This is a genomic window from Bradyrhizobium sp. CCGE-LA001 (assembly GCF_000296215.2).
Taxonomy (GTDB): Bacteria; Pseudomonadota; Alphaproteobacteria; order Rhizobiales; family Xanthobacteraceae; genus Bradyrhizobium.
On sequence record NZ_CP013949.1, the window covers coordinates 6,384,924 to 6,404,131 of the forward strand.

Genomic DNA, 19,208 nt, shown 5'->3' on the forward strand with positions numbered 1-19,208 from the left:
AGAAAGAAATTACTGCTCGTGTTATGGGGTCTCGTCGCGCTTGGCGTGGCGCGACCGACATTTGCCGCGCAGCTCGCTGGGCACTCCGCCTACACCAAGGCACCAGCGTCACAGGTGCCGGTTAAATCAGAGGTCAGCGCGCGCAAACTTTCGCGCAGCCTCGAGCAATCGTTTTGGAGGGTAACATGGTGCTAGGCTTAGGATCGAAAGCTCCTCCGATCAAGGTGGAGAGCTGGCTGCGCGGTCAACCCCTCGCCAGCTTCCAGCGGGGGAGAGTGTACATCGTCGACTTTTGGGCAACTTGGTGCGGACCTTGTGTGGCGGCGCTGCCCCCTCTCACCAAGCTACAAGAAAAACACAAAGACATTGGAGTTGAGGTCCTGGGACTCGCAACTTATGAACATGCTGGGACAGCGGACGAGGCTCGAAGCAAATTGGACGCATGGCTGACCGAAAAGGTGCCGAATCCCAACTACCGAATTGGGTTCGACTACACGGGCGAAATGAACAAGCTCTGGATGGAACACAGCTTATCTTTCGGGATCCCCACCTTGTTCGTCGTCGACCGTGACGGCCACATCGCCTTTATTGGCTCTTTGATGCAGCTCGACGACATTTTTCCAAAAATTCTGAACGGAGCGTGGCGCACCAGCGATGAAGCTAAAGCCGCCGAGGCAAAGCGGATCGCTCAAGGCGAGCGCCTCGCCAAACTTATGCCGCCGCTGAAGGCGGGCGATTGGGCGAAAGCGCTTTCGGTTGTCAAAGAGACCCTCGCTGTGACGCCCGATAGCCTTAACTACCGCACACTTCAAGCGGATCTGTTGCTTCATAAACTGCGTGACTTGGAATCCGGCTTGCCGGTCATGCGGCAATTCGTTCGGGACGCGATCGATAAAAACGCTGAAGAATGGATGGGAGAGGCTCTGCGCCAGCTCTTCAATCCGGCGAATGATAACTCCCACTTGCCTCGCGCCGAGCGCCTTGAGATGGGCAAAGAGTTGTCCGAACATATCCTGGCGCTGAATCCTCCGCAACGGGGCGACGGGCTCAAGTACCTGATATATCCGACGGTCGCTCAGTATTACTACGAGAGCGGCAACAAGGATCGGGCGATCGAGCTGGTTGATGCGGCGCTGAAGTCGCTGGATAGTTCTGAGCCGATCTCGGTTGAACAGAAACAGCACGACATCTCATTGTTGGTCCAGACGCTCGCCAACTACAAGGGTGAGAAGGCTTGCTACGGCGATATTTGCGCAGCTCCAAAAGACAGATTGACCGAAGCGTCAAATTGATCGGAGGCCTACAAACTCGACCATTTTAGGCTAGAGTTTTCGGCTGCCGAATCCCGTCGACTAGGAGCGACGGACGATGAAGGCCTGGAAGTTTTTAGGACGCCTAGAAGGCGTTTATTCTCAAGCAGGGCCATGACAGTCCCGAACACCTGCCGCTAGGCCGGATCAGCCAGGCATCTTACTTCATTTGGAAGAAGAAGTATGACGGCTGTTGCCGACCGAGATGCGGCGGCTAAAGCAGCTCGGGGACAAGAACGTCAATGGTGGCGGATCTGATCTGTCGCGTGACGGAGGAGATGCTGCAGGACGTGATCCGCCGAAACGTATGGTCTGCCCCGCCTCTGCAAGGCTCGTAAGCGATCGACTTCGATAGTCTGCGTAAATGTACCCGGCCTCTCGTGAGTGGGCTGCCGTTGCGACCAGGCCATGATAAGATCAGAACGGCGCGTTCCGAGATAGCTAATCGGGCCCTGGCCTGCTTTCGGCGAAGGGCTTACGCGGCGCCGATCGAATGTCTCGGCATCACCACCTCCAACCTCGCAATCTGCTGGGGTTATGCGAGCGAAAAGGCGACGCTCGTAAGTCGAGGAGGGCCATGTGAGGTTGACCCAGCCACTCGCGCTATTTTTGCCACGAACGCTCCGGTAACCTTGTTGACATGCATGCGCTTTCGAGGCCAGGCAACCACGATCCCGGACGATCAGAAGTCTGGTTTCGATGCATTACGCACGACCTTGCGCATGGATCACCGCCCGAGCTGCCGCAGTTTGCGTGCCAGCCATTGGGGCTTGGGCAAGCCTCCATCGCGACGACGGGACGCGGAGCGGCTTCGAAGGATTGCACAGATGTATCGTGGCGCAGCGTTGTTTTCTGAATGACGCGGCCGCCTGCATCGATCCAGGTCGCACAAAGCAAACTCGCTTTGCTGCACGTCCAAGCCACCTGAGCGGTATTGTTGATGACGATCATTGTCGACCTGATACGCCCGGAAAGGAACCCCGGCTGATGAGACACGCGTCTTCAGGTTTGCCAGCCAGGAAACTGCAAACCGAACCGGGCGCCTGGCGCTCCTCTTGCCTCGCCATTGCGAGAACAAGTCAGCTTGAGACGCGAAAGATCCGACGAAGGCATGAACTTCTCTGCTATATTGCGAAAGAGTACGATCTTCTCCCATGCCAGGGATGAGATCTCTCTGATCTGGCTGTTTCAAAATCTCACGCCAATGTTTTGTCGATCCGGTCGCGCAGCCAGTCCCCGACCAGCGAAATCGACAAAGTCGTAAGCGAGATAACCAGCGAAGGGAGAACAAGAATCCAGGGAGCACGGGTCAGATAGTCACGACCGTAGCCGACCATATTGCCAAGGGATGTCAGCGGCGGCTGCACACCAAGGCCAAGAAAGCTAAGGCCGCTCTCGAGTAGAATGATCTCCGGAAAGGCGAGCGTCATGGTAACGATCAGGGTCGATGCGATGTTCGGCAAGATGTGGCGCAGGTAGATGCGCCCCGGGCTTGCACCAAGCTGCCGCACTGCGGTCACATAGGCTTTCTCGTTGGCACTCATCGCAAGAGCGCGGGTGACGCGGGCGTAGCGCTCCCATCCGTGCAGGCCGATGAGCCCCACGAAAAGGAGCAGAGAATTGCCGAAGAAAGCAAGCACCGCGAGCGCCAGAACGAGAAAGGGCATGCTTGCCTGGAAATCGACACAGCCGAGAATGACCTGCTCTACCCAGCCGCGGAAGTGAGCGGCCAAAAAGCCAAGCGTGATGCCAAGGACGGCTCCGATCAACGTCGCGCCGAAAGCAATAAGGAGGCTGATGCGGATAGATATAACAAGGCGCGCCAGCACGTCGCGGCCGAGCTCATCCGAGCCGAAGGGATGCGCAATGGTTCCGCCGAGGCCGAGAGGTGCAGCGAGCCGATGGTGAAGGTCGAGGGCTGCATAGTCATAAGGAGCGAGGTGACTAGCGAATATTGCAACAAGAAACATGAGAACTAGCCAGGCGATCGCTATTCCGATCGCGCGGTCGCGCCACCACCACACCTTTGGCATCTTTGAAGACGGCAAAACCTCGTCTGCGGAAATGCTGGACAATTATCGCCTCCCGGAGCGCAAATCGCGCAAACGCGGATCGAGCATCCCGTAGAGCAGATCGATCGTCAGATTGGTGGAGATCATGGCGGCGGCTACGACGAGCAGGATGCACTGGACGACAGCCAGATCGCGACTGGCAACTGACACGACCAGCAGGCTGCCAATGCCTGGCCACGAAAACACGCTTTCAACGAGCACCGTTCCCGAGATGAGATTGCCGACCATGAACCCGACGACGGTCAGCACCGCTATCGCAGCGTTGGGCAGAGCGTGGCCGGTCACGACGCTTGGCCAAGGCACGCCCTTGGCACTCGCGGCACGAATATAGGGCTGTCCAAGCACCTCGAGCATGGCGCTACGGCTGAAGCGGGCTAAAACGGCCGCGCCGCCCAGACCAAGGGTGATCACGGGCAATACCAGATGGTGCCAAGTGCCCGCGCCCCCTGAGGGGAACCAGGAGAGCTCGACGGCGAAAGCGAGTACGAACACGAGACCAAGCACGAAAGATGGCACGGTGAAGCCCACGACGGCGACCATCATCACCAACCGATCAGCGAAACTATCCCGCCTGAGCGCCGCGTAGATTCCAGAGGGAATGCCGATCATCAGATTGAGGATCAGTGCCGGCGCAGTCAGCATTAGCGTGACAGGAATGCGCTCGGCAACGATGGCGATCGCGGCACGCCCGTCGCGCATCGACTGGCCAAGATCTCCATGAACGACCGCAAAGAGGTATCTGCCGTATTGCACCCAAAGCGGCGCATCGAGCCCCCAAGCTTTTCGGAAGGCCTCGACCGCTTCCGCCGGGGTTTCCGGCGACAACAACGCCAGGGCGGGATCGCCAGAGGCGCGCAGCACCACGAATGCGAATGTGACGACGATTGCGACGGTCAGGAACGCGCGTGCCAACCGGACCAATATGAAGCGAGCCATCATCTCTCCTTGTCGAGTTCGGCGCCGAGATCGCCGATTAGATGGCAGGCGACGCGCCGCCCGTCAGGCGCCGATTTGAGCTCTGGGGCGAACCGCGCACAAAGCGGAAGTGCGACCGGACAGCGAGGATGAAATGCGCAGCCGCTCGGTCGCGCAGCCGGATTGGGCGGATCTCCTTGAAGGATGGTGCGCGAGCGATGTCGTCCAGGCCTAGGCACTGCCGAAACGAGCGCCCGCGTATAGGGATGCAAGGGATCGAGAAGAACCGCCTCAGACGATCCTTCCTCGACGATGGTGCCGAGATACATCACAGCAATGCGATCGCTGATCAGCCGGACCACTCGCAAATCATGGCTGATGAAGATCATCGCCATGCGCCGCCGCTCCTGCAGCTCATGCAGAAGATTGACCACTTGCGCCTGGATCGAGACGTCGAGAGCCGATACTGGCTCGTCGCAGACAATGAGATCTGGATCGGTGGCCAGCGCACGAGCCAGGACGGCGCGCTGGCGCTGGCCCCCTGAAAGCTCAAGCGGAAAACGCCCGAGGTGGTCGGTCCTCAGCCCCACATCGGTAAGAAGCGCATTGACCCGCCCCTCTCGCTCCGACTTGCTGCCAAGCCCGTGAATTTCGAGCGGCTCGGCTATTTGCGCGCCGATCGTCAGGCGGGTATCGAGGGCGGCGAGCGGATCCTGAAAGACCATTTGGATCCGCATCCTGAGCCGTCGCCATCGGATATCGCCGATAGCGGGCAAAGCTTCTCCGTCGAAAATCACCGAGCCGGCATCCGGCCGGTCCAGGCCGATCAGGAGCCGGCCCACAGTCGACTTCCCGCAACCTGATTCACCAACCAGTCCGAGGCTTTCGCCGGGAGCCAGCTGCAGGGAGAGCCCATTGACCGCATGAATCATAGCCGGAGGTTGGAAAAGGCCCTGCGGCAATCGATAACTTCGGACAAGCCCATCGGCTTGGAGGATGGGCGGAGCGGTTGCGGTCATGCGGCCACGACCTCGCCCGCGGGCGGTTCGCTCGTGACATGCAAGCAGGCGGCCCTGTGTCTGATGTCGCCCTCCAGCGCGGCGAGCTCCATCGCCCAATCACGACAGCCTCCGATCCGCCGATCGCATCGAGGGGCGAACGGACAGCCCGGGGGAAACGCGGCTGCGTTTGGCACGACACCGGGAATGGCGAAGAGGCGTTGCCGGGGCCCATCCAGACTTGGAAGAGCCGCAAGAAGACCTCTCGTATATGGGTGAGCAGGTCGCGCGAAGAGACGGTCAGCGGGCAATTCTTCGACGATGTGGCCCCCGTAAAGCACCATGACACGTTCACAGATCTCGCTGACGACGCCGAGATCATGCGAGATCAGGACCAGTGCCATGCCTGTCTCGCGCTGAATTTGCCGCAGAAGCTCAAGAATCTGCGCTTGAATGCTGACATCCAAGGCGGTGGTCGGTTCGTCGGCGATCAAGATGTCGGGCTGTCCTGCAAGCGCCATGGCGATCATGATGCGCTGGTTCTGGCCACCGGAGAATTCGTGCGGATAGGCGCGAAGCCGGCGGGCTGCATCGGGTATGCCGACCTGGTCGAGCAGACGACGGGCTTCGGCAAGCGCCGCGCGCTGATCCATGCCACGATGGAGCCGCAAGACCTCTATGATCTGATCGCCCACCCTGTGCACGGGATTAAGCGCGCTCGCCGGGTCCTGGAAGATCATGGCGATCCGCCCGCCCCGCACCTTGTCGAGCCGAGAGGCTGTTGCATCGAGCAGCTCGTCTCCGGCCAGGCGTACGCTGCCCGTTATGTTCGCGCGTCCGGTCAACAGTCCGAGCGCCGCAAGCCATGTCACAGATTTACCGCAACCGCTTTCCCCGACCATGCCCAGCGACTCGCCGCGCGCGAGCGTGAGATCGATTCCGCGCAGCGTCGGCACATCATCGAACGTGACACGCAAATCTGCGATTTGAAGAAGCGGCTCCATGCGAAGTCCCTGTCCTTGCCGCATCACGAGGCCGCATCGGCTTTAAGCCGATCAAACGTATGCGTCATCGCGATCAGGTCCGGATCAGAGCTCTGTTGAACGGGCCGAAATTGAGGTCGAGCGTCAGTCCCGGCAGCCACGGCACATCGCGGCGTTTGCCATAGAACTGGCCTGAGACGTGCAAGATCACGCAAGGTGGATCGACATCGCTGATAATTTCAAGCATGCGACGGATGATCGGGCGGCGCTGCTCGCTTTGCACGGTATCCAGGAGCTTGGCGCCGAGCGCGAAATATTCCTCGTTCCGCCAAACTCCGATTGACTTCGGCAGAGTGCCGTTCGGACCGTATTCGCGCCAGGGATGGCCGAGATGATCCAGAAACAGCGCCGTATTTGACGTATCGAAGATCGCACGCACCGGCTGCCGCTGAATTTGCGCGAAATTTTCCATCATCTGGATTTTGACATTCAGGCCAACCGCACGCCACATCTCGATCATGGTCTGCGCGCCAGAGACCTGATTGGGGTAGTAGTTGCTGAGCAGACGATAGGTGATCAGCTCTCCCTTGTACCCGGCATCAGTCAGCAACTCCTTGGCCTTGCGGGCGTCGTAGGCAAGTGCGGGGAATTCGTCGATGTAGGCTTCCCCATAGCTCGGCAGCTGGTAGCCGTTCGGAATCGGGAGCCGGTCCTCCCACAAGCTCTGCACGATCAGCTTGCGATCTAGCGCAAGGCTCATCGCACGGCGAACACGCACATCCTTCAGAATGGGATCGGTCTGATCGAGCACGAGCGAGCGTATATTCTGCACGGCGCCACCCACGACCTCGAGATCAGCACGCCTCTGGATGCTCGCGAACTGGTCTGGCGAAATGTCAGTGGCGATGTCGAGCTCGCCGGCGAGCAGGCCATTTACGCGCGAGGAAAGTTCGGGAATGATGCGGTATTCGATGGCATCGAACGGCGGACGCCCGCCCCAATAGGCCTCATGGGCTGCCAAAGAGACACGAATGTCGAGCTTGTGTTCGATCAGCTTGTAGGGCCCGCTTCCGACAGGGGCTGTGGTCCAGCGCTCCCACGAGCCAGCCGCGAGGAAGGCGCGCTGGCTCACGATCTCCGACCCCCAAGCCGCCAAACGCTGCTCGAGCAGCGCGTCGCCGCCCTTTGCATGCACAACGACGGTATAGGGATCGACGATCTCGATCTTCTCGAGCCGATCGAGCGACTGAAGCGCCTCGGACATTCCGCTGCGTCCAGGTCCTGGCAGATGGTCAGGACCAAGGCTGAAGGCAACATCTTCAGCCGTCAAAGGCGACCCGTCGTGGAAAGCAACGCCCTTGCGCAAGTACAGCCGCAGCGACTGCGCATTGATCCGCTCCCAACGCTCGGCCAAGCCGGGCCGTAGCGCCATGTCGTGGGCGTGGTCGAAGGTAATCAGCGTATCGAAAAGCTGCGGCATGATCCGGCGAATGGCAGTATCGGTCGCGATCACGGGATCGAAGGATCGCGGAAATCCGGACATGCCGACTTTGATACGGCGACGCATCAATGCCTTAGATTCACCCTCCGCCGCAGTGCTAGCGCCTGAGGTGGCTAGCGCGCTTGCGGCAAGGCCACCTGCGATGGCTTGCCGTCGCGTCAGATCGATACGGGTCATCACCGTCTCCGGTTCCACATCCATTCGTGCGAATGCCACGTGCGCGAATGCTTATTTGCACAGACCTTCGCCAATCACCGAAATTGAACGCCTACGTCATTCAATTTGCGATTGTGCACGACCTTAAAAGCCTGAACTGCTACGGCAGGATGACATCCATCGAATAAGTCGATGTAAACTTGCGACCATGCGATGGTTGGCGCTCGCGTCGCAGGCTCATGAAGAGGCAAGAGCCAGGCAGACGCGTCGAGCGCGACATCAGCAGTCGTCCCCTTGCCGGCGCCTGGAGATCACCTCTTGAAAAGCTGTCGACGGCAATCGAACTCGGCGAGCCAGGTCACGGACATCGTCAAGAAGGCGGATTTTATGCGCGATATGTCGTTTATAGGCGGCGACCCGGCTATAGACATCGAATAATGTGATGGAGCTTCGGCATTGCCGTGGACAATCAGCGGACACCCAGAAGCTACCGGAGCAGAAATGGCTGCCGAACACAATGAAGTGCCGCTCAATGCTATCAGGGTCTTTGTGACCATTGCCCGCGAGGGAAGCGTAACCCGTGCGGCGAGCACATTGGGAACGACACAGAGCTCGGTCAGCCGCTATTTGGCTGTGTTACAGGACTACTTCGGCACGGATCTTGTTCAACGCCGAGGCCGTCGGAGCGAATTGACAGAATTCGGGAGGCTCTTTGCAGACGCCGTCGCCGAGCCGCTTGACACGGTGTGTTTTACCGCGAAGAGAATGCGGCGCAGGAACAGAACGGATCCCAATCGAATTGTGGTCCACACATCTCTTTCCACCTTCGCCCACTCCTTCCTGATCCCGAACCTTCAAGCGTTCTCTGCCGAGATGGGCGGCGTTGTCGTTGACGTGATCAGTTCATTGTCTCCGCCGAGATCCTCGGACAATTTCGACATCTTGCTTACGCGCGATCTGTGTGTCGCTGAACCGGCTGACGATTGGGCCGTCTACAACGAGATGCTCGTCTGCGTAGGCTCTCCAACTCACGTCCTGGGAAAAGCTCTCTCAACTGCCCGCTCAATGCCGATCCTGAATATCACGTCGCGGCCCGACATACTGCCGACCTGGCTCAGAGCCATGAACCTGACGGCGAGTGACATCAAGTCGGGGGCCCGATACGATCATCATTACCTTGCTTTGCCGGCTGTCATAACCGGAAAATGCCTGCTGGTCGCGCCCGAAATCATCGTCAGCGATCTCGTGCGTACAGGGGCTCTCCATGTCATACCGGGATCGCGTACTTCTAGCGGCATGCAATATCGGGCTTATGCGGTGGACCGAAGCGACAATCTCGAGGTCGCTCGCGCCTTTTGCCGATGGGTTGCGCGGCTCTGCAAGAAGTCCGCGATTCCAGAAGCCGGCTAGCACGTATTTGCGTGATAACCGACGTTTGATCGATTTTCGGAATCTTAGCGTCCCATTTGCACATATCACCTGCAAGCTCGTCGTTTCGCGAGCACCGCGGCCAGCACGCCGTTGAAGACATCAACCGCACCCTGCCACAACCGCTTGGCCTTCAAACGGCCCGACTACGACGGTTGTGAGATCGCCGGTTAATCAGCCAAAGCTCAGGTCGCATCTCCCCCGCCCTTACGACCGCGACGGAGCAAGGCGCGATAGCCGCCTCGCATGAGATGCAAACCGGTCTTGACCAGACGAATGGTCCGGCTGCGCAGATCGTGCGTTTTCCAGCCGCCATCAGGAATGCGATGCTTGCCGAACAAGCCTTGTGCGATTTCGCGATAGCTGTGTCCTTCCGAAGCTCCATCGACTGCGCGCAAGGCGAGGATGAGCCTACGACGGGTCAAGATTGGCAGCGTCAGAGACGGTGGTCCCACGGGCCGCCTGTCGAGCGCCAGCCAAAATCGATCAGCTGCCTGCGAACGAACCAAGAAATCGCGGTCGAACGGCAGGTCGACCGCAAGAGATGAGCGGCCATGTGGAAGTTCTGTTAGCCACAGACGATGCTTCTCTCCTCCGAGCGCCACGATCGCATGCCATCCATCCGGCGCATGTCGAAGTTCGCTAGCCCTCAGCGTTCTGAAATCCAGCTCAAACCCCACTGCCGAGTGGCCAGCCGCCCGCACGTGCAGCACGGTCGCTAGCGCTTCGGGCGCCCAGAAAATGGCCTGTTGGTCGAACGCCTTTTGCGGATCAGCTGCGAAAAGACAGTCCCCACTGCCGTCTGAAATGGTCCGTCATCGCGCCGGATCGTTCGCTCGTCGCCAGGGCCATATAGTTGCGCTGGTACTCGCCATTGCGGCGTAGCCATTCCCAGGCGATGTCCACAGCTTCCGCTTTTTTGGCGTCAGGATAGGCTTTCTCTGATCTCCAGTCAGCACGTGTCATCGTATCACTTTCCCTGTATGTCTTTCACGCATCTGCAGGGAATTGCAGCCCGACGAATGTGACTATTTCTGGTTGCAGCAATATAGATGTTCGCGATTGACGCGGTTACGCGATGTGATGATCTAGTTTTGCGATCGGTCATCACCAAAAATGACGACTGTTTCAAGCGCACTTATTCCTTGGTCCTTGGCCAACCGCGCTGCAGCAGATGCCGAAAGCCATGATGCGCCGCCCACTTGGCACGAGCCAGATGGCTTTCAAAAGTGCGGCGGGCGCGCTCTGGATCCAGGCTAGCATCAACACCAAGCACAAGGCGCGCAACTTCCCGCCAATCAGCGTTATCGGCTTCGGCATCCAGCAGACGCATATACGTTGCGGCATGTTGCTCGTCATATGGCGTGAGCTGGGGCGCATCAGGCGCCAAATCGGCGATCTTGTAATCGGGCGGCACGGCCTGAAAGTCCTACCAGATTGAGAAGCCTCGGTTTGAGTGATGCTAGCCGTATTCACAGCTTCTTCGTAGAGAACCGATTGTCGCGACCTGCAGGAACACACGCGCCAAGGCATACCTACGCGGCCGTGACTGCCGTTGTTCCGTCAATTCGGTCCCGCCGACCATCCCCAGAATGCCATTAATCGCTATCACGAGAACCGCCGTACGCCCTCTGAACCAGGTGGCCGACATCGGATGCAGCTCGCCGTAACTCTTCAGCCAGGCAGGTTCGCAGACTAAATCCAGTGCCGCTCCTTTGTTCGGATAAGGCGCGGACTCTACTCTTCCGCATTTATGGGCAAACGTAACGCAATAGTATGGTTATAGCCAGTGGTTTGATGGCCTACCGAATGGCTGCTTTAGCGCATGAAAGCTCGTGCGCTTGTCGCCTGGAATGTGCGCCGGATCCGCGTAGATCGCGGTATTTCGCAAGAGCGATTGGCATATGATGCCAGGATCGACCGTGCCTATATGGGCGGCATTGAGCAGCAATCCCAGAACCCGACAATCGATATTCTCGACCGCATCGCAGATACGCTTGGAGTTCATTTGTCTGAATTTTTCATCCAACCGCCCAAGGGGGCCACGGCTCCTGAGACGTTGCGCAAGGGTCGAAAGCCCAATCCCCCACGCAACAGAAAGAAATAATACTTCCTGGGCACGAGCTTTATACTTGCTGCCAAGACAAAAATATTGCTGCATGAAAAACGTGGCCGTGAACTTGGGTACGGTTTTATGATCGGACCACCTCGGCTGCGCCATTTCAGCTCTTCTAGCGACTCGCCTTCCGCCAAGGAAACTGGTCTTCCGGGATTATCTTGCGCCTGTAGGAGCGCACACCATTGAGGCGATCGGGAAGATTGAGCTGAACGGACGAGTACGAAATTTGGCAGTGCCGGATTAGCTTCTGAGCAGAAGTCATTGGCTTAAGCACAGTCTTGACGGGTGGCCTCGCCGCACCATTCATCACCTGTAGGGATTTGACTCGAGCAACTCGCGAGCATGATGTCTTGGTCTGTCTCGTAGAAAATGCATCCATCTCACACTGGAAGTACGTTAACTCCGATTAGCGCGAGAGATCCTTTTTCTTCGCGAGCGCCTTCACTCCCAGCGCACTCATTTTCTTCAATCTGTTGGTGAAAAGAACGCAAAGACGCCCTGATGCGGTAGGTACGTTCTGCTCAATCCTACCGAAGGCATGCCTTCCCCAGAATTGGTAGCGCGACTCGCCTGGGCTTTGCGGTAGACTTGGCCATCGGAATTGACGCGCGCCAACTAGAACGGCCCAATGCTTGCCGCAACCCGCAACGATCATGTGAGACGGCCAAAATCGTGACGGTTCTCCAAACATGTTACGGCCGGTCGTTCCTGAGCCGCGACCCAAGGACGGTGTTGCAGATGCCAGACCCGACAGATGATCCCCTCATTCCAAATGTACTCGCAGCCTCCTCGCACGTGTGCCTCGTCAAACCGGTGCAGTTCGTGCCCGGAGGCGCCAAGCGAGCTTTGCTGACAATCCCGACCGCAACGACGACTTTTTGCGCTCGGCAAGCGTTGGGCAGCGAACGTTCGGTGTGATGTTCGCCGAGCAGCTCATGGGCCCAAGTGTAGCACCCATCTCTCGTAGCCGAGAACGGCGATGCGCTCGCAAAACTTGAGATGATCGATCTATTACAGCGAGCCGAGCATGAGATGGTGCGGGAGTCCCAAATTATGATGCAACAAACTCGTGGTCTAATGGTTATGAAGCTTATCGAATATCGTTCCGGAAGCTCCACCCGATCGATGGTCTTCGTTGGCAAGAATCGTTTTGGAAAGTGGGTGGTCCGCGAACAGAACGGCATTTTTGGCGGCGTGTTCGCAACCCGGGAGCAAGCGCTCAAATACGCACTCTTCAAGAATGGCCAACATTCAGACTCTATCCTAGAGGTATCTCGAGAGATCGAACTCATATTCCAAAGATCCGCAGGAAGCGCATGGTCTAATAGATCGGCTTAATTGGACAAGCTTATTTGACTTTGCTGCAGCCCGCGACTTAGAGCGCCACGCCCTTATGTGAGGAATGCACGTCCTTCGTCCAAGAGATTGGGCACGTGCTCAGGACAAACAGCACGTCGACAACCGTCACGCCGCGCCGGACTGCTGACACCTTGAACCACAGCGATCATCCAGACTTCTCAAGTCGAGCAGCGCTTCTAACCGCCAGCGCCTGGCCCATGTCGCTGACATAACCAAGGGCCGGACCAACAAGTTTTCTGGCGACGATGCGCCGGAGTTCATCGCCTTTCGCAATGAGGATGAACCCTCCGTCAGCGATAATTTGCGATGCTTCTTCACAATTGGGACAAACTGTATCGCTCCGAGTCCCTGACCGTCACCGACTTACTCGACGGGAGGACACGACTTCGCACTATGGAAGTAGGCAACCAAGTCGAGCGTGAGAATGGGTCACTTAGTCGATCCGCCTCCCAGCCGAGCATGCGCTGATCGGGCGTAGTGCGGCAAAGCGCCGGCGCGGCACCTGCAGCGCAACAACCTCGGAAGAATTGCTCGCTAGAAGCGAGCTCGACGGCATCGAGCAGTCCGGCGAATAGATCGGAAGCTAGTTCCGGTGGACACTATCTACTTTGGCAGTTGAGCTAGCGGTACGCTCATGTCACCGATTGCTTGGTGAACATTAGCCTGACAAGAACAGCAACGGGTTTTCGCGATGCTTCGTAAACACCATCTGTGTTCGCTCTGCTCTGATCAAGTCAACTCGTCGCCTGCGCACTCATGTTTGCTCGAACCGCTGCCCGTGGATTCTCGGACCTAACGCTATGGTTTGAGGACATAGAAGCGTAACCCAGCATGGCAGGAGATAAGTATGATTGCACGTTCCCACGGAAGCGGGTTGCCGACTGCAATCGCATCGCGACTGAACCTACCGCTGATCGTCGCGCCCATGTTCTCTGTATCTGGGGTCGAACTTGTCACTACCGTGTGCCGGTCGGGAGCGATTGGCGCATTTCCGACCATCAATGCCCGATCGGTCGAGGAGCTAGATCATTGGCTAAGCTGCATTAAGAAAGATCTGGCGAAACCGGATCGAGTGGCGGCGCCGCACTGCCCAAACCTTCTCATGCGCCAGGCGCGGATGAAGGATGATCTCGCCTGTATCGTGCGCCACAAGGTGGAGATTGTGATAACCAGCATGGGATCGCCGACAGCTGCTATCGGGCCGCTGCACGAAATTGGCTGCCTGGTGTTCTCAGACGTCGCATCGCTGCGCCACGCGGAGAACGCCCTGAAAGCCGGTGCGGATGGCTTGATTCTGCTTACCGCGGGAGCTGGAGGCCATACAGGTTGGGCCAATCCATTTGCTTTTGTTCGCGCTGTTCGCACCATGTTCGATGGTCCAATCGTACTCGCCGGTGGTATCACTGACGGTGCTTCGCTCGCAGCTGCGCGTTTGCTCGGGTGTGATTTAGCCTATATGGGGACTCGCTTCATTGCCACGTTGGAGAGCATGGCAAGCATTGCCTATCGACGAATGTTGGTGGATACCACGCTCGATGACGTTGTATTGACCAGGGCTTTTACAGGGCTCCCAGTCAACATGCTGAGGCCATCAATCGTAGCCTGCGGGCTTGACCCGTCTACACTCGACGAAACCGTGTCAGAAGCGCAAGCCAAACAGAGATTTGGTGGCAGCTCCGGCGAAGGACCGCGGCGGTGGATCGATATCTTGAGTGCTGGTCACTCGGTCTCAGGCGTGCGCTCGATCATGGGTGCCGCCGAGCTCGTGCAGCAGGTCGCCGCAGAATATAGGGCGACCTTGGCGAACTGCGTCTGATGCCAGTCCCACCTGTGCTTACGCGGATCTGCCCTTTGAGATCCATGCGGCCGTCAACCGAAAGACACTGGTCCGCCATGAACCAATGCGGCAACTCGTTGTGAGGCGCGCTGCATCGGGGAGGCGAGCATCTGTCTCGTTCCGTACAATTGCGACCAGCGATCAACCTTTGCGATACCGGTCGTGGCGCTCATTCCCAATTCTACCAGATGCGCCTACCGCCATGACCGAGTACGTTCGCTGCAGCGCAAACAAGAGAGCTGGTCGTCAGCACCGTAGGGCCACGCTGCTCGACACGTTTCACTCCATGAAGTCGCTCGTCTTCAGGACATAGCCGAGGGCCTCAGCGTCGGCCGAAACCGCCTTTTCTCTAGCGGTAATCGATCCGAGATAAAAGGGGCTAATGATGGTGAGGTCGCGCCAGCGGCGCGATGCAGCCCTTTAACCGCGTGCGCTCGCGGAGCTTCACGATGCTGGAGCTGGCGGCTGGAACTGGTTCTGCTTGGGTGAAATCGTCGCCTGAACCCGAACCAACAGGATTGCTGAAGCCGTTGACTAAAAGTCGAGCGCTTTGTGGCAGCGCGGGATCGCAATGCATTCGCTTGTGGCATCCAACGCAGTCGTTTCACGCGCCATTGCCTGCCTCCAATTTTTGGTAGTGTACACAACGACCTCACATGCGGTTCAAGAAGCGTGAACACCGCGAGACGAGTTTGCACATCAAACTTGACCGGGGGTGAAGTTGCAGGGCGAGAGCCGAGCCCATGGAGCTGAAGGCGCCGTATCAAATTGCGGCGAGTGAGGCCCCAAGGATCTAAAGCGTTCGTCGAGGGGCCGCGGCGCTGCGATTAGGCGGCGGTTAAGGATTGATGGTCAGTCGAATTGGCGATGCCGTGAATATCGTACCGAGGACGATTGTTTATGGGAGCCGCAACCGGGAGGTGACCCCAGCGTTCCTGCGCCCTCAAATGCGTGAAGACTGTGGCGCCGGCCCTTCCCAGGACCAAATACCCACGCAATGCGTCTTGGTCTTACGAAACGGTGCGATGGCCGCCCCATCTTACTAAAGCAGGAGAGCTACGATGATCGGAACTTCCAAATTGTTTCGTGGCATCATCTCGGGTGAGAGACGGCGCAGTCATTCCGACGTCGCAGATCGCGCTACGCGCATCGCGGGGGGGCTCGCTCGACTCGGCGTTCGGGAAGGCGACAGCGTGTGCATTCTGATGCGGAATGAGATCGCATTTGTGGAGGTCACCCATGGAATCATGCAGCTCGGAGCTTATGCTGTGCCAGTGAACTGGCATTTCAAGCGTCAGGAGATCGAGTATATTGTGGCTGACTCCGGAGCGCAGGTGCTGATAGGGCATACAGACCTTTTACATCAACTAGGACATGACGCCCCATACAACTTGATTCTGGGCGTAGCAACGCCGCCGGAATTGGTAAGGGCATACAAGATCGATCCCGCGCTTCTCGCAATGCCGCGGTTCGCACGTGATTTCGAAAACTGGATTACGGATCAGCCCTCTTGTGCGGCTTTGCCCGCAGCCCAGCCGACGACTATGATCTATACGTCTGGTACCACGGGGCGTCCCAAAGGGGTACGTCGCATCCCGCCAGTCGGCGAGCAGGCCGTGGGACTGGAGCATGTGCGCACGATAATTTATGGGCTAGGCGCTCGCGCGCTGGTGCCAGGACCGCTCTACCACTCCGCACCAAATTTTTTTGGAATTTGGTTCAGCCGACGCGACGGCGCGATGGTGCTGATGCCGCGTTTCGAACCTGAGGAATTGTTGCGACTGATCGAAGCGGAGAAGATCGACACCATTCTCATGGTACCGACCATGTTTGTACGCCTCATGCAACTGCCCCAAAGTGTACGAACGAATTATGACATTTCGTCGCTGCGCCACGTGATCCATGGAGCCGCGCCCTGCCCCCCGGAGGTAAAGCGTGCCATGATTGAATGGTGGGGTCCCATTATAAATGAGTTCTACGGCTCGACAGAGGCGGGTGCTGTGACGTTTGCGAGCTCGCTGGACTGGCTAGCAAAGCCCGGAACGGTCGGCAGACCTCTGCCCCACGTCGAGCTGCGCGTGATCGGTGTGCACGGACAAGTTTTGCCAGCAGGGGAGATTGGAGAGATTTACTCGCGAAATGCGTATTACCCGGGATTCACGTACCACAACAGACCCGAGACACTCGTCGAGATAAATCAAGACGGCTTTATCGCCTCCGGCGATCTCGGCTTTGTCGACGCGCATGGCTATCTATTCCTATGCGACCGGATGAACAACGTGGTGATTTCCGGTGGGGTCAACATTTACCCGGCTGAGATCGAAGCAGCTCTACATATGTTGCAGGGCGTCCATGACTGCGCAGTCTTCGGCGTTCCCGATGCGGAGTTTGGCGAGGCACTGATGGCAGTGGTCGAGCCCCAACCCGGTGTTATGCTTGACGTCCTGGACATGCGCGAGAAGCTGAAGACAGTGTTGGCCGACTACAAGGTTCCAAGGCAGATCGAGATCCGGACCAGCCTGCCGCGCGAAGACTCAGGCAAAATCTTCAAGAGGCGACTGCGGGATCCTTATTGGGAAGAGTTGGGCAGAAAGATTTGACGGACATGAAGGCGGCGACAATTGACCGATGGGCCACCGCCGTTCACTTTCATTGTGACTATTCGGCTGTACATCGAACAGTCGCCATCCACCATGGTCCGAGCCGCAGAACAACTAGGTCTTCCGGCGTGCGATGCTCTTCGCCAAGCGTCTGGACCGCGGCTACCTTCTACGGCCTTTGTCAACCGTTTTGAAGACAGCTTCCGACCGGCCCTTTTGGGAACGTGGGACATCTTGATTCATGTGGTGTACTCGGTGAGGACGCCGAGTGGTCTCGACGGCCGCTCAGTCTTCATGGCGGATTGTTTCCCTCTTTATGATGGGCGTCAGAGGGGAACAGTATCGATCTCGGGGTCAGCTTGAAATTTCGTCACTTGTAGTCTGTCCGGGTGAACTGATAGCCGCAGGACCACACCGCTGCCGTAAATCTATTAATGACAATGGCGGTGCCGATGTCAGAGCCATTTACCGAGTAAACGCCGCCGTTCAACAAGCCGGCCAGCAAGATAACCGCCCCCAAAACAAACAGCCTGTCCAATTCGGCCCCGCCGATTTACAGGACATCAACCATAAACACGCGAGATGCGATCATGCCCGAGAATCCCGAGCTAGTGCGGCATTGAACAGCTCGATAGTTGCCAGCCAATAGGAAGTTGGCAGTTCCTTTCTGAGGTGCGGGCGCTCCGGGCGCACGAGTGCGTTTGGGTCGGCTTCCTCGTGCAGGACGATGAAAAACAAAAGTCCTCGCGCCGAACTTGGGTGCAAGCAACGGCGACGAGGATTGGGATCAGGCGTCGGGTCCTTCTACGATCCCGACCGCAGCAATAACCAAAATCGAAAGCTTACTTCCGCCCTGTAGGCTTCTTATGATCCGGGCGCTGCGTCAGCGCAGAGGCCGCGAGCGTCTTGATTTCTTTGTTCGTCAGGGTGCCGGGTTTCTGCAAGCCTTTCGAGGCGATACTACCAACTCCTTTGCCGGTTTTCTCGTTCTTACCCACGGTGAAGTTCCTTTCTAAGTTGTGACGCGACTCAGAGAGCCGCGACACGAGTGTACCACTCCTGGGTAATAGAGATCAGTTGTCCACGCTTTTTGTAGGGGCCGCGCTTCTTTGGCGGGCCTTTGCGCTAATCAATCAACGTAACGATGTCGCTCATCTCCAACGGCGATGAAACAAGTTCGGCAGCCATGGCGAGCGTCCGGCCCTTGAGTGATTTGTGCGGCTTCACTAGGTTGTACCAGACGAAGTAGAGCGACAGCGCATGACAGTGGTTCACGCCTTTCTTTGAGACGTTGGTAAGGCGCCTGAACTGGCGCATTGACATGCACATTGAGAGGTTCTGGCGCTCTACGTAAGACGTGGAAATGTCCGCTACGTCGGGCGAACCAACGATCAAATCCTTATCGATGCGGATTAGCTTGACCAGGCTGTGGCGCTTCTGCGGCTGCGGATCGCTGCCCTAAAGGTTCACAAGCAGGCCACGCCATCCCGGTCGAGCTCGTTGCTCACTGCATGAAGGTAAGCCTTTTTTTGGCCGTCGGTGATGAGCTGGACCCGGTTGGCGAGGCGGGGCTAAGGTCGGCAATGAAGTCGTTGGTCGCGCTCGCGTCGCGATCCCCGACAAGCCAATTCAGGATCAGCTTGGAGTCGGTCGTCGATAGCAGTCCATGTCCACGCGTCTGCCGGTCCAATCGGGCGGCTTTGGCGCTCGCGACGTTTGGGATCAGGCAAAACTCCAAATTTCGTCGCATTGAATGCGCTGGAGCTTCACGCTGCGCACGGTCGATTATGGAAGGCGGTGCAAGCGCTGCCGGCATCAACCAAGAGCTTGGTAAGCGTGTTCAAGGAAACTTGCGCCACCCGCCAGATGGGACGCACGGAAGAACCCTCGCAGAGCCGGGCGCGGGTGTCGAGCTTGTTCATCCGTTCTA

The 19,208-nt window shown here is 57.9% G+C and carries 14 protein-coding genes and 2 pseudogenes; 6 read left to right on the forward strand and 10 right to left on the reverse strand.

The features are described 5' to 3' along the window. Positions 1-185 precede the first annotated feature (185 nt). A complete protein-coding gene (locus tag BCCGELA001_RS29490) occupies positions 186-1,292 on the forward strand; it encodes a TlpA disulfide reductase family protein (RefSeq protein ID WP_144441547.1) in 1,107 nt (368 codons plus the stop codon). A 116-nt stretch (positions 1,293-1,408) separates the two neighbouring features. Next, a pseudogene (locus tag BCCGELA001_RS39000) lies at positions 1,409-1,612 on the forward strand (IS3 family transposase); the annotation flags it as partial. 894 nt (positions 1,613-2,506) lie between these two features. Here the strand turns inward: BCCGELA001_RS39000 and BCCGELA001_RS29495 are convergent. The 5 genes from BCCGELA001_RS29495 to BCCGELA001_RS29515 all read right to left on the reverse strand — a co-directional run bounded on the left by BCCGELA001_RS29495 (position 2,507) and on the right by BCCGELA001_RS29515 (position 7,956). Further along, positions 2,507-3,343 (reverse strand): ABC transporter permease, encoded by an 837-nt coding sequence (locus BCCGELA001_RS29495; protein ID WP_060736919.1) that lies wholly within the window; start codon positions 3,341-3,343, stop codon positions 2,507-2,509. A gap of 42 nt (positions 3,344-3,385) precedes the next feature. Next, a complete protein-coding gene (locus BCCGELA001_RS29500) occupies positions 3,386-4,318 on the reverse strand; it encodes an ABC transporter permease (protein WP_144441785.1) in 933 nt (310 codons plus the stop codon). After that, complete coding sequence (locus BCCGELA001_RS29505) at positions 4,318-5,316, reverse strand: ABC transporter ATP-binding protein (protein ID WP_060736921.1); 999 nt, start codon at positions 5,314-5,316, stop codon at positions 4,318-4,320. The genes BCCGELA001_RS29500 and BCCGELA001_RS29505 overlap by 1 nt, the downstream gene beginning before the upstream one ends. Continuing rightward, complete coding sequence (locus BCCGELA001_RS29510; protein ID WP_060736922.1) at positions 5,313-6,299, reverse strand: ABC transporter ATP-binding protein; 987 nt, start codon at positions 6,297-6,299, stop codon at positions 5,313-5,315. The genes BCCGELA001_RS29505 and BCCGELA001_RS29510 overlap by 4 nt, the downstream gene beginning before the upstream one ends. A gap of 73 nt (positions 6,300-6,372) precedes the next feature. After that, positions 6,373-7,956: an ABC transporter substrate-binding protein gene (locus BCCGELA001_RS29515; protein WP_060737921.1), complete on the reverse strand. Its 1,584-nt coding sequence runs from the start codon at positions 7,954-7,956 to the stop codon at positions 6,373-6,375. A gap of 480 nt (positions 7,957-8,436) precedes the next feature. On the opposite strand from BCCGELA001_RS29515, the gene BCCGELA001_RS29520 reads away from it, so the two are divergent. Next, complete coding sequence (locus BCCGELA001_RS29520; RefSeq protein ID WP_008558447.1) at positions 8,437-9,345, forward strand: LysR family transcriptional regulator; 909 nt, start codon at positions 8,437-8,439, stop codon at positions 9,343-9,345. Positions 9,346-9,548: 203 nt separating this feature from the next. Here the strand turns inward: BCCGELA001_RS29520 and BCCGELA001_RS29525 are convergent, their stop codons facing one another. From BCCGELA001_RS29525 to BCCGELA001_RS36360, 3 genes are all read right to left on the reverse strand, one after another. Then, complete coding sequence (locus BCCGELA001_RS29525) at positions 9,549-10,043, reverse strand: DUF2285 domain-containing protein (RefSeq protein WP_236840772.1); 495 nt, start codon at positions 10,041-10,043, stop codon at positions 9,549-9,551. A 91-nt stretch (positions 10,044-10,134) separates the two neighbouring features. Beyond that, entirely contained in the window at positions 10,135-10,329 is a 195-nt protein-coding gene (locus tag BCCGELA001_RS37510; protein WP_144441548.1) for a transcriptional regulator domain-containing protein, read from the reverse strand. Between the two features lie 172 nt (positions 10,330-10,501). After that, complete coding sequence (locus BCCGELA001_RS36360) at positions 10,502-10,780, reverse strand: DNA -binding domain-containing protein (protein ID WP_083543437.1); 279 nt, start codon at positions 10,778-10,780, stop codon at positions 10,502-10,504. Between the two features lie 408 nt (positions 10,781-11,188). On the opposite strand from BCCGELA001_RS36360, the gene BCCGELA001_RS29535 reads away from it, so the two are divergent. The 3 genes from BCCGELA001_RS29535 to BCCGELA001_RS29550 all read left to right on the forward strand — a co-directional run bounded on the left by BCCGELA001_RS29535 (position 11,189) and on the right by BCCGELA001_RS29550 (position 17,278). Next, positions 11,189-11,470: a helix-turn-helix domain-containing protein gene (locus BCCGELA001_RS29535; RefSeq protein ID WP_060736924.1), complete on the forward strand. Its 282-nt coding sequence runs from the start codon at positions 11,189-11,191 to the stop codon at positions 11,468-11,470. 2,218 nt (positions 11,471-13,688) lie between these two features. Next, positions 13,689-14,657, forward strand: a complete 969-nt coding sequence (locus tag BCCGELA001_RS29545; RefSeq protein ID WP_060736925.1) for an NAD(P)H-dependent flavin oxidoreductase — start codon at positions 13,689-13,691, stop codon at positions 14,655-14,657. Between the two features lie 1,085 nt (positions 14,658-15,742). Further along, on the forward strand, positions 15,743-17,278 hold the full coding sequence (locus BCCGELA001_RS29550) for an acyl-CoA synthetase (RefSeq protein ID WP_442855182.1): 1,536 nt from the start codon (positions 15,743-15,745) through the stop codon (positions 17,276-17,278). A gap of 842 nt (positions 17,279-18,120) precedes the next feature. Here BCCGELA001_RS29550 and BCCGELA001_RS38520 read toward each other — a convergent pair. Together BCCGELA001_RS38520 and BCCGELA001_RS39515 are read right to left on the reverse strand one after the other, a co-directional pair. Further along, on the reverse strand, positions 18,121-18,276 hold the full coding sequence (locus BCCGELA001_RS38520) for a hypothetical protein (RefSeq protein WP_193409745.1): 156 nt from the start codon (positions 18,274-18,276) through the stop codon (positions 18,121-18,123). A 127-nt stretch (positions 18,277-18,403) separates the two neighbouring features. Then, a pseudogene (locus tag BCCGELA001_RS39515) lies at positions 18,404-19,200 on the reverse strand (IS1 family transposase). Positions 19,201-19,208: the final 8 nt, after the last annotated feature.